At 57.1% G+C, this 17754-nt stretch carries 18 protein-coding genes and 1 pseudogene; 9 read left to right on the top strand and 10 right to left on the bottom strand.

The genetic code is table 11. The features are described from left to right. The first annotated feature begins 126 nt into the window (after positions 1-126). Complete coding sequence (locus tag DWB67_RS14625) at positions 127-1158, top strand: YHYH protein (RefSeq protein WP_182911598.1); 1032 nt, start codon at positions 127-129, stop codon at positions 1156-1158. Between the two features lie 160 nt (positions 1159-1318). On the opposite strand, the gene DWB67_RS14620 is transcribed toward DWB67_RS14625, so the two are convergent. The 7 genes from DWB67_RS14620 to DWB67_RS14590 all read right to left on the bottom strand — a co-directional run bounded on the left by DWB67_RS14620 (position 1319) and on the right by DWB67_RS14590 (position 8442). Further along, positions 1319-2698, bottom strand: coding sequence for an FGGY-family carbohydrate kinase (locus DWB67_RS14620; protein ID WP_119808343.1), 1380 nt, complete (start codon positions 2696-2698; stop codon positions 1319-1321). A 13-nt stretch (positions 2699-2711) separates the two neighbouring features. Next, complete coding sequence (locus DWB67_RS14615; RefSeq protein ID WP_119808342.1) at positions 2712-3026, bottom strand: L-rhamnose mutarotase; 315 nt, start codon at positions 3024-3026, stop codon at positions 2712-2714. Further along, on the bottom strand, positions 3026-4027 hold the full coding sequence (locus DWB67_RS14610; RefSeq protein WP_119808341.1) for an ABC transporter permease: 1002 nt from the start codon (positions 4025-4027) through the stop codon (positions 3026-3028). The genes DWB67_RS14615 and DWB67_RS14610 overlap by 1 nt, the downstream gene beginning before the upstream one ends. After that, positions 4024-5001, bottom strand: coding sequence for an ABC transporter permease (locus DWB67_RS14605; protein ID WP_119808340.1), 978 nt, complete (start codon positions 4999-5001; stop codon positions 4024-4026). Before DWB67_RS14605 ends, DWB67_RS14610 begins: the two co-directional genes overlap by 4 nt. Then, entirely contained in the window at positions 4998-6536 is a 1539-nt protein-coding gene (locus DWB67_RS14600) for a sugar ABC transporter ATP-binding protein (RefSeq protein WP_119808353.1), read from the bottom strand. Before DWB67_RS14600 ends, DWB67_RS14605 begins: the two co-directional genes overlap by 4 nt. Positions 6537-6609: 73 nt before the next feature. Beyond that, positions 6610-7602 carry a rhamnose ABC transporter substrate-binding protein gene (rhaS, locus tag DWB67_RS14595; protein WP_119808352.1) on the bottom strand — a complete coding sequence of 331 codons (993 nt, stop codon included), beginning with the start codon at positions 7600-7602 and terminating at the stop codon, positions 6610-6612. Positions 7603-7638: 36 nt separating this feature from the next. After that, positions 7639-8442: a DeoR/GlpR family DNA-binding transcription regulator gene (locus DWB67_RS14590; RefSeq protein ID WP_119808339.1), complete on the bottom strand. Its 804-nt coding sequence runs from the start codon at positions 8440-8442 to the stop codon at positions 7639-7641. Between the two features lie 181 nt (positions 8443-8623). On the opposite strand from DWB67_RS14590, the gene DWB67_RS14585 reads away from it, so the two are divergent. From DWB67_RS14585 to DWB67_RS14575, 3 genes and pseudogenes are all read left to right on the top strand, one after another. Then, entirely contained in the window at positions 8624-10732 is a 2109-nt protein-coding gene (locus DWB67_RS14585) for a bifunctional rhamnulose-1-phosphate aldolase/short-chain dehydrogenase (RefSeq protein WP_119808338.1), read from the top strand. 106 nt (positions 10733-10838) lie between these two features. After that, the gene (gene rhaI, locus DWB67_RS14580; RefSeq protein ID WP_119808337.1) at positions 10839-12107 is read left to right on the top strand and encodes an L-rhamnose catabolism isomerase; all 1269 of its coding nucleotides are present in this window, start codon (positions 10839-10841) and stop codon (positions 12105-12107) included. Between the two features lie 126 nt (positions 12108-12233). Then, positions 12234-13166: pseudogene (locus tag DWB67_RS14575) on the top strand (IS5 family transposase). Between the two features lie 74 nt (positions 13167-13240). Here DWB67_RS14575 and DWB67_RS14570 read toward each other — a convergent pair. From DWB67_RS14570 to nthA, 3 genes are read right to left on the bottom strand one after another with little or no spacing between them, the layout of a single operon-like run. Further along, complete coding sequence (locus DWB67_RS14570) at positions 13241-13567, bottom strand: nitrile hydratase accessory protein (protein WP_119808336.1); 327 nt, start codon at positions 13565-13567, stop codon at positions 13241-13243. After that, a complete protein-coding gene (nthB, locus tag DWB67_RS14565; protein WP_119808335.1) occupies positions 13564-14226 on the bottom strand; it encodes a nitrile hydratase subunit beta in 663 nt (220 codons plus the stop codon). Before nthB ends, DWB67_RS14570 begins: the two co-directional genes overlap by 4 nt. Continuing rightward, positions 14223-14843 (bottom strand): nitrile hydratase subunit alpha, encoded by a 621-nt coding sequence (gene nthA / locus DWB67_RS14560; RefSeq protein ID WP_119808334.1) that lies wholly within the window; start codon positions 14841-14843, stop codon positions 14223-14225. Before nthA ends, nthB begins: the two co-directional genes overlap by 4 nt. A 211-nt stretch (positions 14844-15054) precedes the next feature. On the opposite strand from nthA, the gene DWB67_RS14555 reads away from it, so the two are divergent. The 5 genes from DWB67_RS14555 to DWB67_RS14535 all read left to right on the top strand — a co-directional run bounded on the left by DWB67_RS14555 (position 15055) and on the right by DWB67_RS14535 (position 17753). Further along, positions 15055-15414 carry a hypothetical protein gene (locus DWB67_RS14555; RefSeq protein WP_119808333.1) on the top strand — a complete coding sequence of 120 codons (360 nt, stop codon included), beginning with the start codon at positions 15055-15057 and terminating at the stop codon, positions 15412-15414. Next, positions 15411-16028 carry a DedA family protein gene (locus DWB67_RS14550; RefSeq protein ID WP_119808332.1) on the top strand — a complete coding sequence of 206 codons (618 nt, stop codon included), beginning with the start codon at positions 15411-15413 and terminating at the stop codon, positions 16026-16028. Before DWB67_RS14555 ends, DWB67_RS14550 begins: the two co-directional genes overlap by 4 nt. 130 nt (positions 16029-16158) lie before the next feature. Then, positions 16159-16800, top strand: coding sequence for a DsbA family protein (locus DWB67_RS14545; RefSeq protein WP_119808330.1), 642 nt, complete (start codon positions 16159-16161; stop codon positions 16798-16800). Between the two features lie 116 nt (positions 16801-16916). Beyond that, positions 16917-17330, top strand: coding sequence for a thiol-disulfide oxidoreductase DCC family protein (locus tag DWB67_RS14540; protein ID WP_119808328.1), 414 nt, complete (start codon positions 16917-16919; stop codon positions 17328-17330). A gap of 45 nt (positions 17331-17375) precedes the next feature. Continuing rightward, a complete protein-coding gene (locus tag DWB67_RS14535) occupies positions 17376-17753 on the top strand; it encodes a hypothetical protein (RefSeq protein WP_119808326.1) in 378 nt (125 codons plus the stop codon). The last annotated feature ends 1 nt before the right edge of the window (position 17754 follow it).

Raw genomic sequence — 17754 nt, 5'->3', positions numbered from 1 at the left:
CACGGGCAGGCTTCCTGTAAGTGCAACCTTGTCCTGCTAAGCGCAGTTGGCAATTTGATGTTTGCAACCGGCGCTTATGCTCACGGCAGCGGACATGCGGATACGCAGTCTCTAGCTGGCAGCGCATTGGCAAGCCCAAGCGAGATCGTCGATTGCACGCTGGAAAATGGGGATGCCACGCAATGCGCGCGCTATGTCGTCAAATATATGCCCGACGATATCAAAATCGGTCCGTTTTGTCCCGCAACGCTGGAGGATGAGGGTGGCATCTGGCATTGGGACGGCGACGAAGCCGGGCTTTACCGGATCGACGAGGCTTTCCTGCGAATGCTGGACGGGCAGGGGTATACTTTTTTCACTGAACAGGGGAAAGTCTATTCTTTCGACATTCTTGTCGAAGGGCCGACAGAACCGCACGAATGTATTCAGGCCTCTGGGGATCCAGATGTCGAAATGACGGTGGTCATTCCGGCCAACCCTGTGTTGGCTGACAAGCCGACCAGCTTGGGGACGGTTGCCAAGGTTGGCATCGGTTTGGACGGCGTTCCGATCTTTGCCGACGCGCCCTCGGTGCTACAAACTGGCCATATGCCTGCACTTGATACATGCGGTGGTCACATCGATCCAGGTGGTTGGTATCACTGGCATGCGACTGCAACCGATCTGAACGAGATCTACAAAAGCGAAGGCGTCAATGCAGAATGCTCCCATGTCGAACAGGATAAAACTGCGCAGTTCGGCTATGCATTCGATGGCTTTGGGATGTTCGGTACGTTGAACTATGACGGATCGACGCCCGAGAATCTGGATCAATGTGGCGGCCATATCGGCCTAACCGAAGAAGGCGGAGAACCCGTCTATCATTATCATTCAGCAACGACCTTCCCCAACCTGCCTACCTGTTTGGCGGGGGTGGTTGCACAAGACAACTTCTCTACAAACGCCACGGGTGGGATCGGGTCTACAAACGGCGCCCGAAGCCATGACGGCCCACCTGACCTTGCCGCCATTGCGAAGACCCTGAACGTAGACAGTGATTTGCTGGAACAGGCAATTGAAAAGGCCGGCGGCCCGAATGCCGACATGAACGAGCTTGCCGATCAGTTGGGTGTTTCGGTCGAAGCTTTACAAGCGGCCCTGCCTGGGCCTAGTGAATAGGGTCATGTCGCAAAGTGTTTGGGGGTTATTTCTGGCTCCAGACCCATTTATTTCGGGTCCTTTGCGTAATTCAGGTCTCCTTGCAGAGCCTGAATCAACCCAAAGGCATGAGATCAATAGGTTCGGAACCTAGGCCGCCGAACGCTCACGTAGACAGTTATTATAAAGCGGACATTGGTATTGTGCCGGTTAAATGCCGCCCCCAAAAAGCGGCGTAGGCGCGCATGGGTTCGGGATTGGAACAGGTGACAGGCGTGGTCTCGGGTAATTGTGCGTCATAGCCAGCAAGTAGGGATGCGCCGACGCTGGTGCCGGTCGCCGAGGCTGCAATACGGACGTCACCCCGTAAGGCGGTCAGCATGGAGGTGAAATCAGGGTTGCGGGTAAAAGGTCCCTCGACGATGACCGGACCTTGTGCTCCGATTAGGGACAGGCAGGTGTCCGTGACCAAAGCCAGATACCACGACAGTGCCAGCATTCTTGCGCCTTGGGTCTTTGGCTGCTGCGTCCAGGAATGGTGGCGATCTTTGAAGGGTCCGCTGTCCTTTACGACTGAGGGCAATAGTGCGATGCCGGAAAGAACCTCGGCGCGGTCCTGATCGGTCGGGACCGTATTGGACCCGTTGCGCATCATTTCGTATTCGCGGCCACCCATGAAACGGGCCGAGGGCACCGGCTGACCAAGCGCATTCACATTTATCAGCGTGTCCCGGGCAGGGTCCAGAGCGGGTGTGTCGTTGCCCATTGCCATAGCGATCACCCATGTGCCGGTCGAAACTACCGAAAAGGGTCCGTCATGCGCCAACACGTGGGGATAAAGCGAGGCGTTGCTGTCATGAATGCCGCAAAGGACCGGCACGTGTTGTGGAAGTCCGGTTCGTTCGGCGATATCGGGGCTGATGGTTCCCAGCACATCGTCAGCTCGGCGGGGTGGGGCCATCTTTTGCGTTAGATCAAGCCTGTCGACCAGTGCTGAAAAAGTGCCCTGACGCGGGTTCCATAGATCGGTGTGACAGCCGAGCGAGGTGACATCCGTAGCCATCCGTCCAGTCAACCGATGGCCCCAGAACTGTGGATAGGTCAGCACATGCGCGACCTTTTCCCGTAGTACGGGATCAGTTTCGAACTGCCAGAACAGTTGCGCACCCAGGTTCAGTCCGTTCGGCAAGCGCGGGGAACCTGTCTGGTCAAATGGGGGCCGGATCGCGTCATAGTCAGCGGCCATGCTTTCGGGGCCGTCATGTTCGTAATCCAGCATGGGGGCCGCAAGTTTGCCATTGCGATCCAGCAACACCGCGCTGGCGCCATGCGTGGTTATGGAAATTGCGTCGATCCCGTGTTTGGCCTGAAAAACAGCCAGATGATCAAGGAAGAAGGCCCAATGGCCCTCCAGATCAAAGCTGGGCCAAGGCGGGCCGGACAGGGCAAGGTTCGGGCGTGTAACGACCGCGATTTCCTGCAGTGTGGTCCCATCGACCAACGCCAGCTTGGCATTGGTCTTGCCGACGTCGATCACGGCGATATGGCGATGTCGGTTCATCCTGCGTTCCTGATCATGGCATCATGAAGACGGTTTCCAGCGCAGTCTCGCGCGGGCGGTTGTCGGGATGTGTGTCCATCAGGTCGGCCATATGCGCCCACCACCGTCGCATCACCGGATGATCGGGCAGGGCGGCCATGCCATGATTTTTTGGCCGCCAAAGCACAGCGAAAAGCGCATGACTGTCCGGATCATAGTGGATCGAATAATCGCGCACACCCGCATCGCGCAGCAGCGCGGACAGTTCTGGCCAGATCTGGTCATGACGCCGGTGGTATTCGTCAAGGCAACCGGGGTTCAGGCCCATGCGGAACGCGTATTTTTCCATCATGCCCTCCGCAACTTGGACCACAGGCGTGGCAATGCGATGACCCCGATCAACAGCAGGCCGATAAAGATAGACATCACAATGCCCGGCACGTTCAGCAGCCCCAGACCGAATGTCACCAGCCCCATAACAAAGGCCGCGATGACTACGCCGCCGATGGTTCCGGACCCACCAAGGATGTTGACGCCGCCAAGGACGACCATGGTCACCACCTCCAGTTCCATCCCGCTGGCGATAGAGGATCTGGTCGACCCAAGGCGCGATGTCAGGCAGACCGCAGCCAGCCCCGACATCAGGCCGGTCAGCAGGAACAGGATCATCTTGACGCGCGCCACCCGGATGCCGGAAAACAGCGCCGCGGTGGGATTGTTACCGACGGCATAGACCGCGCGGCCAAAATTCGTCCTGTGCAGGATGACCGCATAGATCACAGCCAGCAGGGCAAAGATCACGAATTCGACCGTGATGACCCAAAAGGCATAGCCTTGGCCGACCACCGCGAAGCTGTCGGGATAGCCGCGGAAGGCGCCGTCGCCCAGAATGATATAACTGATGCCGCGAAACAGGCTCATGGTGCCGATGGTCACGACGATGGACGGCAGCCCCAGACGCGTCACCAGCAGACCGTTGAAACCGCCGCAAAGCAGACCCGTCACAAGGCCCGTCGCCATGATGGCAGGGGTGCCAAAGCCTGCCTGCATCACCATACCCATGGCCGTGGACGCCAGCGCGATAATAGAGGCAACCGAGAGATCGATTTCACCCGCGATGATTAGCAGGGCCATGGCAAAGGCGATCATCGCCTTTTCGGTGAAATTGAAGGTAGCGTCCGACAGGTTCCAGGCATCCAGAAAATAGGGTGACGCAAAGCTGTTCAGGATGAATATCCCGATGGCGACCAGCAGCAGCAGGCTTTCCCAGCTTTTCAGAACGCGGCTGGTCGGCGTGGACAGCTGATCGGGAATATTGCGCCCTGTGGTATTGGTGGTGATGCTGCTCATGTCGCCTTCTCCGCTGATTTCAGGATGACCCGCCCGCGCGAACGGCCCGATCGTGAATTGAAGGTGACGGCGACTAGGATGGCGGCACCTGAAATGGCCAGCTGCCAGAAGGGCGAGATGTCGACCACTGGCAGGGCGTTCTTGATCACGCCCAGAAACAGCGCCCCCAGAATGGTGCCAAAGACCGTGCCGACTCCGCCCGCGATGGAAACGCCGCCGATGACGCAGGCAGCCACGACGTCCAGTTCGAACCCGCCAGCGATATCAACATAGGCGACCGCATAGCGCGAGATCCACAGATAGCCCGCCAGCCCCGCCAGCGTCCCCGAGATGACAAAGGCCAGAAACTGCGCCCGCCCCACATCAATGCCGGTATAGACCGCTGCATGGGGGTTGTTGCCCGTAGCATAAAAGCTGCGGCCCATGGGCGTGCGGGTCATGATCAGGGCCATGCCTGCGATCACAAGGATGGCCAGCCATCCCAGAACCGGCAGCCCGTAAATCTGCATGCGCGGAAAGCCGGTGAAGGCAGGTGACATCTCATGGCTGTTGATCCATGCACCATCCGACAACAGGAAGATGATCCCGCGATAGATGGTCATCGTACCAAGCGTAACCACGATGGGTGGGATCGCCAGCTTCCAGACCAGCAACCCGTTCACCGCCCCCATGACCGCACCGCAGGCCAGTGCGACAATCAGGATGACGGCGACAGGCAGTCCGGGATAGGCGACGTTCAGCATCGCACATACCATGCCGGTCAGCGCAAGGTTCGCCGCCACCGACAGATCGATACAGCGGGTCAGGATGACAACCATCTGGCCAAGCGCCAAGATTATCAGGGGCGAGGTATCATTGAAGACCGCCAGCAGATTGGCAGGTGCGACAAAGGCTGGAAAGCGGGTGGCGATCAGTCCCAGCAACAACAGGATCGCGCATGTCAGGATGGTCTCGCGGGCCTTCAACATGGTCATGCGGCTTTCCCCTTTGCGGTTTCGGAAATACCCGCCGCGTGGCGAACTAGTGTTTCGGGGGTCAGATCGGACCCTTCCAGCTGGGCGGCAATACGACCTTCGCGCATGACGATAACCCGATCGGACATGCCAAGGATTTCCGGGATTTCCGAGGAGACCATGATCACTGACAGCCCTTCGGCGGCCAATTCGGACATGAAATCATGGACGGCGGCCTTCGACCCGATATCGATGCCCTTGGTCGGTTCATCCAGAATGATGACCTTGGGGCGAGTGGCCAGCCATTTTGCGATGACGACCTTTTGTTGGTTGCCGCCCGAAAGCGCCCCGACGCGCGTATCCAGCGATGCCGCCCGCAGGTCCAGCCGTTCGGTATAGTGACGGGCCAGCGCAAATTCCTCGGCCATACGGGTGAAACCTGATCGCGAGGTTTGCCCAAGAGAGGGCAGCGTGACGTTCTGGAAAATCGGCATATCAAGGATGGCACCCTGCTTGCCGCGATCTTCGGGGACATAGACGATGCCCGCGCTGATCGCATCTGCGGGCGAACGGATCACCTTGATGAAGCCTTCGATCCGTGCAACGCCTTTTGCGGGTTTCGTGATGCCGATCAGGCTTTGCATGAATTCGGAACGGCCCGCGCCGACAAGGCCGTAAAATCCCAGAATCTCGCCTTTGCGCAGGGTAAAGCCGATGTCGTCGAATTCGGTGGGGTGGCAATAGCCAACGACCTTCAGAACCTCATCGCCGATGACGGCGGGGCGCTTGGGATAGATCTGATCGACAGAACGGCCCACCATCAGCTGCACCAGCTTGCCTTCGTCGATATCGGCCATCATGCCCTGGCCCACGAACTGTCCGTCACGAAAGACACACCAGCGATCAGCGATGCGGAAAATTTCATCGAATTTATGGCTGATGAACAGGATCGCCTTGCCTTGGGCCTTAAGCGTATCGACCAGCACATATAGCTCTTCGATTTCTTTCTGGCTCAGGGCGGCGGTGGGTTCGTCCATGATCACCACGCGTGCATCGACCGAAAGGGCGCGCGCGATGGCGACTAGGTGGCGCGAGGCGATGCCAAGATCCTTGAGACGTGCGCCCGCGTCGATTTGGGCGTCGATCCCGTCCAGCAGGGCTTGCGCCTTTGACCGCATCGCCTTGGTGTCGATCAGACCGAAACGTCCGCGCGGCGCGTGGCCCAGAAAGATGTTTTCGGCCACACTCAGTTCATCAAACAGCACCGTTTCCTGATGGATTGCTGTGACGCCGTGATCGGCAGCCGCCTGTGCGGTGGGAAAGGCGACTTCGGCACCGTCCATCAGGATACGGCCGCCGTCAGGTTGATAAATGCCGGTCAGTGTCTTGACCACGGTGGATTTTCCGGCACCGTTTTCGCCGACAAGCGCCGTGACCTGGCCTGCATGCAGTTCCAGATGCACGCCGTCCAGCGCCTTGACGCCGGGAAAAGTCTTGGTGATGGCATCAAGCGCAAGCAAAGCTTGCCCGGTCGCTGCCAAGGAGCGTTCGTCCATCTGAACCTCGCTTACGGTCAGGATATTTGTCAGGGAAAGGGCGGCGCACGGATGCGCCGCCAAGGGACAAGGATCAGAAGATGTCCTTGAATTCGTCGATATTGCTGGAATCATAGACAAAGGGATCGGCCATGGGGGCCGAATTTGTTTCGTCCAGCGTGACGGTGCCCATGCGTCCGATCGAAATCTCCGCACCGGGTTCGGCCTGTGCATCACCCTTGGCCAGATGATAGGCCATCATCGTGGCGGAATATCCCAGATCGATCGGGTTCCAGATCGCAAAGCTTTTCGATGCGCCGCTTTCGATGGCACCGGCCATTTCGGAAGGTAGGCCCAGACCAGTGACATTCACCTGTCCAACCCTGCCTGCATCCACCACCGCCTGCGCGGCAGCTACAATCCCGACCGAAGTTGGCGCGATGATCGCGTCCAGATCGGGGTGCGATTGCATCAGACCCTGCGCCTCGCGATAGGATTTATCTGCCAGATCGTCGCCGTAGACCGTGCCCACGACCTCGATCCCGGGATAATCGCCCATGACCTTGTTCATTTCCTCGATCCAGATGTTCTGGTTGGTCGAGGTGGTGGTGGCCGACAGCAGACCGACCTGACCGCCTTCTGGCAGTTCATCCGCCGCCAGCTTGATGATCATATTGCCGATCAACGGGTTCGAGGAGGGGTTCAGATGCGCCATGCGCCCGTCTTCGGCCACGCCGCTGTCCCAACTGACCACGGTAATGCCGCGTTGCATCGCCTTTTTCAGTGTCGGGACCAAGGCGTCGGTGTCATTCGCCGAAATGGCGATCGCATCGACGCGCTGTGCAATCAGCGAATTGATCACCTCGATCTGGCCTTCGGCGGTGGTGTTGGTCGGACCGGTATAGATGATCTGCACATCGCCCAGCTCTTCGGCGGCTTCCTCGGCACCCTTGGCTGCGGCTTCGAAAAATCCGATGCCAAGCGCCTTGGCGACCACGGCAATCCGCATGTCTTCTGCGGCTGCGGCATGCGCCATCAGTCCGGTTGCCATTGCGACCGTCATTGTCAGTTTAGAAATTCTGTTCATCATATCCTCCCTTTGAACCTCCCCGATCAAAGCCGATTAACCGGCTGCCTTATCCTCCTTCGTGGCCACCGTCGGGGCCACGATCAGCTTTACATCCGCGCTTTCCACCATTGCGGCGGCACGGTCGCTGATCCCGTCATCGGTGATCAGCACGTCGATCCGGTCTAGTCCGCACAGCACCAGCGACGAGCGGTTCTGGAACTTGGTTGAATCGACCAGCAGGACCAGTTCATCCGCCTGACCGATCAGTTTCTGTTCGGCCTGGATCAACAGTGGATCAGCCTCCATCAGTCCTAGCGGGCCGACCCCCTGTGCGCCCATAAACATGCGTCGCGCATAGAAATTGCGCGTCACGTCATTGTCGAAGGGTGACAGGATGATGTTCTGTTCGCGATAGATTGCCCCGCCCGGCATGGTGATCGTATTCCGCGAATGCTTCAGCAAATGCTCAGCAATAGGAAAAGAGTTGGTGAACACCTGCAACCGTCGCGAGGCTAGCGGATGCACCATCTGGAATGTCGTTGTGCCACCGTTGATAATGATCGGATCGCCATCGTGGCAAAGTTCGACAGCTGCACGGGCAATTTCCCGCTTTTGCGCGATCATGATCGTTTCGTTGATCGAAAACGGCCTTCCTGCAAGCGCGGGGATGGCATTCGGATCAAGGGCCTCGGCACCGCCACGCACGCGGCGCAGCTTCTTCTGCGCATGCAAGGCTCCGATGTCACGACGGATTGTCGCCTCGGAAGCGCCTGTCAATGCACAGAGTTCCGCAACCATGACGACTGGGCGGTCCTCGATTGCGGACAGAATGGCGATATGGCGTTCCTTTTCGTGCATTGTGCTCCTCCTGTTGGAATACTGATTGCCATATCAATCAATGTCAATCAATATATGCCAAATTTTGCGAATAAAGATTGTAAATGACTAAATATGATCATTAATGATTGACATGAGGTAATCTTGGCGGCAGCTTTACTGCGAAACGACCATCAGACTGTCCACCGGGAGGAGAATACCGATGACATCCGTTGACCAAAGGCTGCATGCCTGTCTGCAATCTCAATGGGATGATACCCTTGCGCAAGACATGAGCGAGTCGGAAAAGCTGCTTTATCGGTCCAATCTTCTGGGTTCGGACAAGCGTATCACCAATTACGGGGGCGGCAACACCTCGGCTAAGGTCATGCAGCCCGATCCTTTGACGGGCAGCGACACCGAGGTGCTGTGGGTCAAAGGATCGGGCGGAGATGTCGGGTCGATCAAGATGGATGGCTTTTCGACGCTGTATATGGACAAACTGCGGGCGTTGAAGGGTAAGTATCGCGGCCTTGCGTTCGAGGATGAGATGGTCGGCTTTCTGCCGCATTGCACCTTTAACCTGAACCCCCGCGCTGCATCCATCGATACACCGTTGCATGCCTATGTGCCCAAAGCACATGTCGATCATATGCATCCAGATGCAATCATTGCTATCGCCGCGTCGAAGAACTCTAGGGAACTGACCCGCCAGATCTTCGGTGATCAGATCGGATGGCTGCCGTGGAAAAAGCCGGGATATGAATTGGGCCTGTGGCTGGAAAAATTCTGTCTTGAAAACCCCGATGCCAAGGGGGTGGTTCTTGAATCCCACGGTCTGTTTACATGGGCCGATGATGCCAAGGAATGCTATGAACTGACGCTGCAGATCATCAACCGCGCCATCAATTTCTTTGACGCCGAAACCAAAGGCAAGCCCGCATTCGGCGGCGCGGTCCATACATCGCTGTCCCCTGATGCGCGTCGTGCTGTCGCCGCCGAAATGATGCCCGCCATCCGTGGCTTTGTTTCGGGAAACCAGCATATGGTTGGCCATTTCGATGACAGTGATGCGGTGCTGGAATTCGTCAATGCGCGTAACATGCCCGATCTTGCCGCCTTGGGAACATCCTGTCCCGACCACTTCCTGCGGACCAAGATACGCCCGCTGGTCGTGGCCTTCGATCCCGCCCGTGAAAATCTGGACGAGGTTCTGACCGGTCTGCCCGATCAGATCGCGGCTTATCGCGACGATTACGCGGCCTATTATGACCGTTGCAAGCACGCCGACAGCCCTGCCATCCGCGATCCGAACGCGGTCGTTTATCTGGTGCCCGGTGTGGGCATGATCACTTTTGCCAAGGATAAGGCGACGGCGCGCATTTCGGGCGAATTCTATGTCAATGCGATCAACGTCATGCGCGGCGCATCCTGCGTTTCGGAATACTGCGGGCTACCTGAACAGGAAGCCTTCGATATCGAATACTGGCTGCTGGAAGAAGCAAAGCTGCAGCGGATGCCAAAGCCGAAATCGCTGGCCGGACGTGTTGCATTGGTTACGGGGGGTGCTGGTGGCATCGGAATGGCCACGGCCGAACGATACCTATCCGAGGGTGCCTGCGTGATGCTGGCAGATATCGATCAGGATGGGTTGGCCAGCACGGCCTCGGCACTGTCAGGCTCTTACGGCAATGATGTCGTGCGGACGGTCCAGATGAATGTCACGGATGAAGCGGCAGTCGCGGCAGCCTATATTAACCTGTCAGTGGAATTTGGCGGCATCGACATTCTGGTATCCAATGCAGGCATCGCATCCTCGGCGCCGATCGAGGATACTTCGCTGGAACTGTGGAACCGCAATATGTCGATCCTGTCTACGGGATATTTCCTTGTCTCGCGCGCGGCCTTCGGCATCCTGCGGACACAGGGGATCGGCGGTTCGATCGTGTTTGTAGCGTCTAAAAACGGTCTTGCGGCAAGCCCGAATGCCGCTGCCTATTGTACCGCCAAAGCGTCGGAAATCCATCTGGCCCGCTGCCTGGCGCTGGAGGGTGCGGATGCCGGTATCCGCGTGAATGTCGTCAATCCCGACGCTGTGCTGCGCGGCAGTCGTATTTGGGAAGGCGAATGGCTGGACCAACGCGCCTCGACCTATGGCACCGATAAAGACGGGCTCGAGGAAATGTATCGCCAGCGCAGTATGCTGAAACGGTCGGTCTTCCCCGAAGATATTGCCGAGGCTGCCTATTTCTTTGCTTCGGACAAATCGGCCAAGTCGACCGGCAACATTATCAATGTCGATGCGGGCAACAAAGAAGCTTTCACACGCTAGGCCGCAATTTTCAGGACTGGTCGGCGCGCAAGCGACCGACCCGCCTCTTGCATGTCACAAAACGGGCCGGCGCACCCGGAATTGCGCTAAATGGGGGAGGGATTATATGATTTCCGAGGACGTCATCGCCGTTGAAAACGCGGCCCGCACTGCCGATCTTGCCGCTGATTTCGATGCGTTGGGGGCAAAGCTGGCCCGTAACGGCATCGATATCGATGCGCTGACCGAAAGGGCAAAGGGCTTTGCCGTGGCTGTTCCCAGTTGGGGCACCGGTACCGGCGGCACGCGGTTCGCGCGCTTCCCCGGCGAAGGTGAACCCGCGACAATTTTCGACAAGCTGGATGATTGCGGTGTTATTTACCAGCTGACGCAGGCGACGCCCACGGTTTCATTGCATATTCCATGGGACAAGGCCGACCCGTCCGATCTGTCGGCCAAGGCAGAGGAAACCGGGCTGGGCTTTGACGCGATAAACTCCAATACTTTCAGCGATAATGGCGACGGGCACAGCTATAAGTTCGGATCACTGTCGCATGTCAGCGCCGCAACACGGGCGCAGGCTGTCGAACACAATCTTGAATGCATCGAGATTGGCCGGAAGATAGGATCAAAGGCACTGACGGTCTGGATCGGGGACGGTGCGAATTTTCCGGGCCAGACCCATATCGGCCGCCAGTTCGACCGTTATCTTGCCGCGATGAAGGAGATCTATGCCGGTCTTCCCGACGATTGGCGTATCTTTTCAGAGCATAAGATATACGAGCCTGCCTTCTATTCGACCGTTGTGCAGGATTGGGGCACATCGCTACTGACCGCGCAGGAACTGGGCGACAGGGCGATGTGTCTGGTCGATCTGGGCCATCACGCGCCCAATGTGAATATAGAGATGATCGTGTCGCGCCTGATCCATGCGGGCAAACTGGGCGGCTTCCACTTCAATGATTCCAAATATGGCGACGATGATCTGGACGCAGGAACGATAGAACCCTATCGCCTTTTCTTGATCTGGAACGAGCTGGTCGATGCTGAAGCCAAGGGCCTGAACCTCTCTCATATGATCGACCAGAGCCATAACGTTACAGACCCCATTGAAAGCCTGATGATATCGGCAATCGAGATCCAGCGCGCTTACGTACAAGCATCGTTGGTGGACCGTACAGCGCTTTCGGGCTTTCAGGATGGAAACGATGCACTGATGGCCTCGGCCACGCTACGCGCCGCGTTCCGCACAGACGTGGAACCCATTCTTGCGATGGCCCGCGAGCAAACAGGTGGCGCGATTGACCCTGTCGCAACCTATCGCTCGGCGGGTTATCGGGCCAAGATGGCCGAAACACGACCGAAAGTTAAAGGCGGCAGCGGTGGTATCGTTTAAGGCTCATACGGAAACACCCGATTGCGTAGTGGTGCGATCGGGACCACCAACTCTATAATTAGGTACATATGTTTCACACTGGAGTGATGGATTCACTTCGTAAATCCAATGTAGTAGCCGGGAGGTATGAGCAGACGTCCGAAGACGACCTACAAGACCACCCACTGGAAAAGCTGCCATCAGGCGCTGAAGCAACGCGGATCACTGACCGCTTGGTTCGATCCCTCGATGCAGTGGGAAGCCATTCCGTCGGGGCGTCGCGGCCGTCAATAGGGCAACAGCGACGCTGCGATCCAGGCCTGCCTCACTCTTAAGGCCCTCCTCTGGCTGCCGCTCCGCCAAGCGACCGGTTTCGTGGCGAGCTTGCTCGAACTGTCCGGGCCCGGCTGGTCCGCGCCGGATTTCAGCAGTCTGTCGTCGCCGCTAAACGACTTGAACGTCACCATTCCGTATCGCGGTTCCAAGGGGCCGCAGCATCTGCTCGTAAACAGCACCAGCATCAAGGTGGAAGGCGAAGGCGAGTGGTACATGCGCAAGCATGACGGTTCGAAACGAAGGGTCTGGCGCAAGATCCACCTCGGCGTCGATGAACAGACTATGGATATCTGAGCAGCCGAGGTCACTTCCGGCAATGTCGGCGACGCGCCCATGCTCCCCGACCTTCATGCTCAGATCCCGCCGCACCAAGAGATCGCCACCATGACAACGGACGGTGCCAACGACACGCGCGCCTACCACGACGCTGGCGCCAGGTGCGGTGCCGCAGCAATCATTCCGCCTCACCGCAAAGTGAGGCTCTGGAGGCCGGAGGCGGCAGGAGCCAGAGCGCACACCGAGATCCTGCGGACGTTAAAACATCCTGGCTGGGGGCTTTGGCAGAATTGAAACGGCTACCACCGACGTAGCAGGGTGGAGACAAACATGAACTGCGTGAAACTGCTCGGACAAAGGCTAATGTCCCGGGACTTCGACCGCAAGGTGGCCGAAGTTCAGATCCGTGCGGCAGTCATGCGCTTCGCTGCCCTCGACATCCCCATCACTGTTCTGCCCCTAGCATAAGTGTGTCCGGGAAACGGGGACCTGCGGTCATCAGCTGATTTGTGCAACAACGCCTTATACATGCGTAACGATATTCATAAACTGATTGTCTCACCGTGGGGTGTCCGTTCAGCGGCCTCTTGCCACGCCTTCGCACAGTTACCAAGCTCGGACACAGTTGCCAGATGCTTCATTGCAACAATTCTTTCCAAAGCTCGTAGCCAATGCAAGTAATAATCTCGATCGATACCCGAATGAACCTCTGTTGAGAGGACATTTGCCCATTCTTTCCATTCAAACAGACCTGACTGGTGAAGATTGACGGTCATCGCAAAAGCTTGTGCTTGCCATGGTTCATCGAAGGCCGGTTCGTATCCGGATAATGCGATGTCAGGAAGAATTGACAGGTCCAGCATTGTCATATTGCAGCCCCCAGATAAGGTTCCCACAGGTCCAGCGAAACTGTGTCGATATCATTTCCCTGATTGCCCCATAGGGTGCGGGACGCGAATGTCACTTGGTACAGCCATTTCGGATCTTCGCCCAGTCCGGCAGCATTGCTGTCGGGATAGACGTGGAAGCCGTGAATTTTAGTAATCACCCCCAGTTTGTCACGGGCGTATCGTGCCATGCGCGTGTGGCCTGCAGGATGGTTGTTAATTGTTATGATCCGGTCGCCAACGGCAAACAGGGGGTGTCCTTCTTCGGCCCGGTCGACCGGGCCACCTGCCGCCAGCACCTTGTCGACATCGGCCGCAACCAGTTTGCGCTTCATTGGGCTGTGTGGGGTCACGGGTTGGCCGGTGGCAATTTCGTGTTCGGTGATCATACCGCGTTCGATCATCAATCGTATCGCGGCCTTGATCCAGATGCTGTAATATGGTGTTCGCATATAGTCGGCCGGATGCATATCCTCGCGCGCGAAGCGCGACATATCGATGTTCCACTGGCCGCATGTTCCCAAGGCAACGACAATGCCCAGGGCGCGAGCCTCCCATGGGGCGTGGAAAAGAGGCTCGTTCTGTTCGGGGGCGATTGGCCCGAGCCCTGCCATTCCACCAAGATCAGCGCCACTGTTCACGCGACACCTTCAGGTAGCAGGGCGACCGCGGTGCCGATCATAGTGTCGCGGGTCACCAGTTGGACCAGTTGATCTTCTGAAAAACCCTCTGTCCCGGCAGGGCGCTGCGGTATGACCAGATATCTGATTTCGGCAGTGGAATCATGCACCTCGACTTTTGTGGTGGTCGGCAGATCCAGCCCGAACTCACGCAGCACCCCTCGTGGGTCGATCACCGCTCGCGACCGGAAGGGAGGCGATTTATACCAAGTCGGCGGCAATCCCAGAACAGACCAAGGATAGCACGAACAAAGGGTGCAGACGGTCAGATGATGCACATCGTCCGAATTGAACACCGCCTCCATGTGTTCACCCTGCCGCGAAATATATCCAAGGGAATGGATTGCTGCTGTTGCGTCACGGCGCAGCCACGCCGCGAATTCGGGATCGCACCATGATTTCGCGACAACATGGGCACCGTTCTGCGGGCCGATCTTTGTTTCATAGGTCTGGATAATCCGGTCAACGGCCGCACTGTCGATATAGCCCTTTGCACTTAGCAAAGTTTCAAGCGCCCGCACGCGGGCCTCGGTTTCGGTCATATGCGAATGGTCGTCGTGATCGTGCTTAACAGACATTATGAATACGGTTTCCGTCCCTTGGGCATCGAAATGGTCAGCGGTGTCAGGGGCGATATTGCCACAGCGGATAAAATGATCCTACCATTTAATCCGCACCGGTACGACGGGTATCATCGTCACGACACAAGCCCGTCATCGCATGTGGTAAGCCGGTCGATCCGGCGTTAAGCCTTATCCGGACAAAGATTATGCGCACCGTTGAGGTTCTATGAAACTTCCATCAACCGCCTTGTCTCGCTTTGGACGTGACAACTGGCTACCCCTGTCGGTTTTTGCCATCGCAATAGCGGTTGCTTTATGGTTCGCGGTGCATGTCCTGATGAATGTCATCTATTTCAACGATCCGCGAAATGTCGATGTCGATTTACGGGAATGGATGACCCCGCGCTTTATTGTGATGACATACGACCTTCCCAAACCACTGGTGTTCGAATTTCTGGGCCTGCAGCCCGGCAAAGACGACAACCGTCCCTTGTGGCGGGTGGCCGAGGATTTGGGCGTCACGATGGATCAACTGACAGACCGCGTTCGTGATCGTGCCGAACAGTACCGAGAGACCCACCCGTGACTGAAACGATCCTTGCGCTTGTTCCCGATTATGGCCTGACCCTGATCTTCCTTGTGGTGTCGCTTGCCTGTCTCGCCGTCCCGCTGCCTGCCTCGATGCTGGTTCTGACGGCGGGCAGTTTCGCGGCCTCGGGCGATCTGTCGCTTGGCTGGGTGTTTGTCACCGCCTTTGCCGCGTTTATTCTTGGTGACCAGATCGCGTTTTTCATCGCACGACTGGCTGGGCCGAAGGTGCTGGCCATGCTGGGCCGGTCGCCCCGCATGGCGCCCGCCATCGCCCGCAGCGAAAACCTGTTACAAGATCGGGGCACGCTTGCCGTGCTTTTAAGCCATACGATCCTCAGCCCGACGTGCCCTTATATCAGTTATCTCAGCGGGGCAGGGGGCTTGTCGCATGGGCGCTTTTCACTGGCTGCCATTCCCGGTGCGGCAATCTGGACCCTTGGCTATGTCGGTTTGGGCTATGTCTTTGCCACCCAGCTTGAGCAGCTTGCCCAGATTACCAGCCAGTTTTTTGGGGTGGTTCTGGCCGCGACCGTGGCGATCGGGATGTTTATGCTGTTGCGTATCCGGTGGAAACATGAATCGGAGTCAGACGCCAAAAAGCATATCTGAAACAAATGGATATGATCTAACCTTCAGCATCGCGCATTGAAATAACACAGCACATTACCATTTGTGGGTGGCAAAGCGGCGGTTATTACGCTGTCGCCAGGTTCCAATACTGCTTGAAAGGGTATCTTAAATGGCGTCCCAACCGCTTCGCATTGATATTATTTCGGATGTTATGTGCCCTTGGTGCATTATCGGTTACCGACAGCTGGCCCAAGCGTTGGAAGATACTGGCACGCCGCATGAAATTCACTGGCACCCGTTCGAGCTGAACCCGAATATGCCAGCGGCAGGTCAGGACATGTTCGAGCATATCTCGGAAAAATACGGCTCGACCCGCGCTGAATCGCTGGAAAGTCGTGACCGTATGGCAAAGCTGGGTGCTGATCTGGGCTTTGACTTCCAGTGGCCCGATGATGCGCGCATGTATAACACCTTTAATACACACCAGCTTCTTCATTGGTCCGAAGCCTATGGCCGCAAGCATGATCTGAAGCAGGCGTTGTTTACCGCGCATTTCACCGATCGCCGCGATCTTTCCGACCCGAAGGTTCTGGCCGATGTCGCTGGTGAAATCGGTCTGGACCGTTCCGAGGCTTTGGCAGTTCTGGATGACCAACGCTTTGCCGATGACGTTCGCAATGCTGAAAAATTCTGGTTGAAGCAAGGTATTCAAGGTGTCCCCGCTGTTGTATTCGAACGCAAGCACCTTGTGACCGGTGCGCAGGGCACCCAGAATTACACGCAAATCCTGAAGCAACTGGCCACGCTTTGATATTCTGCGGTCCGTCTGTGCCGTCACTTGCAGCGGTACAGGCGGGGCGCTGCGGCCTCGGGCTGGTGCGACAAACCGGACATTGAAACAATTCGGTCGCAGCCTAATTTAAGGGTATGGAAAACGAATGTCCGACCTTGGTCCTTTATAATGGCAACTGTCCAGTCTGCGACTACGAGATCGGGCATTATGCTCGATATGCAGCGAAGACCGGTTTGCCGATCCGGTTCGATGATCTGAATTCAGGTGAATTGGTGCACTGGGGTCTGGATGCCGATACAGCTGCGCGTCGTTTGTATGTTTTGAATGACGGGATGCTGGCCTCGGGTATTCCTGCATTTCTGATACTCTGGGCGCAGATGCCTAGATATAAATGGCTTGGGCGTATTGTGGGGTTTTCCATCGTCAAACCGGTTGCTGTGGTTGTCTATGACTTTGTTCTGGCACCGGTGATCTATCACTGGCACCTTCATCGTCTTCGAAAAGCGGCCAGCGAAGACCCTGATCATGGCTTCAATAGAAAACGATAAGGGGTGCGGCGGACGGCTGTAAACCGATGGGCAAGCTATGACAGGATGACAGCCCCGCTTGGTACCGGAACAGGAAACGCCCCAGCGACCCGCTGGATTGCCACCCGTGCAGAAGCTGACAAGAGACTGGCAGAATTTGCACCGTATATGGGGTCGTGCTATACGCGTTACCGCAACACCGATCACGGTCCGGAAGGGCAAAATGTGGTGTCAGCCCTGTCGCCCTATGTCCGGCGTCGATTGTTATTGGAATCCGATTTGGTAAGCACTGCACTTGCCACGCATGGACTCGATGACGCCGAACGCTTTGTCCAGGAGGTATTCTGGCGCAGTTATTTTAAAGGCTGGCTGGAACATCGTCCCCAGATCTGGGACAGCTATGTGACCGGAGTGCAGTCAGATTTGAATGTCCACGGGCCCTAGA

It is taken from the genome of Paracoccus sp. JM45, from assembly GCF_003590715.1.
Classification (GTDB): Bacteria; Pseudomonadota; Alphaproteobacteria; order Rhodobacterales; family Rhodobacteraceae; genus Paracoccus.
This window is presented reverse-complemented; position numbering and strand designations above follow the sequence as displayed.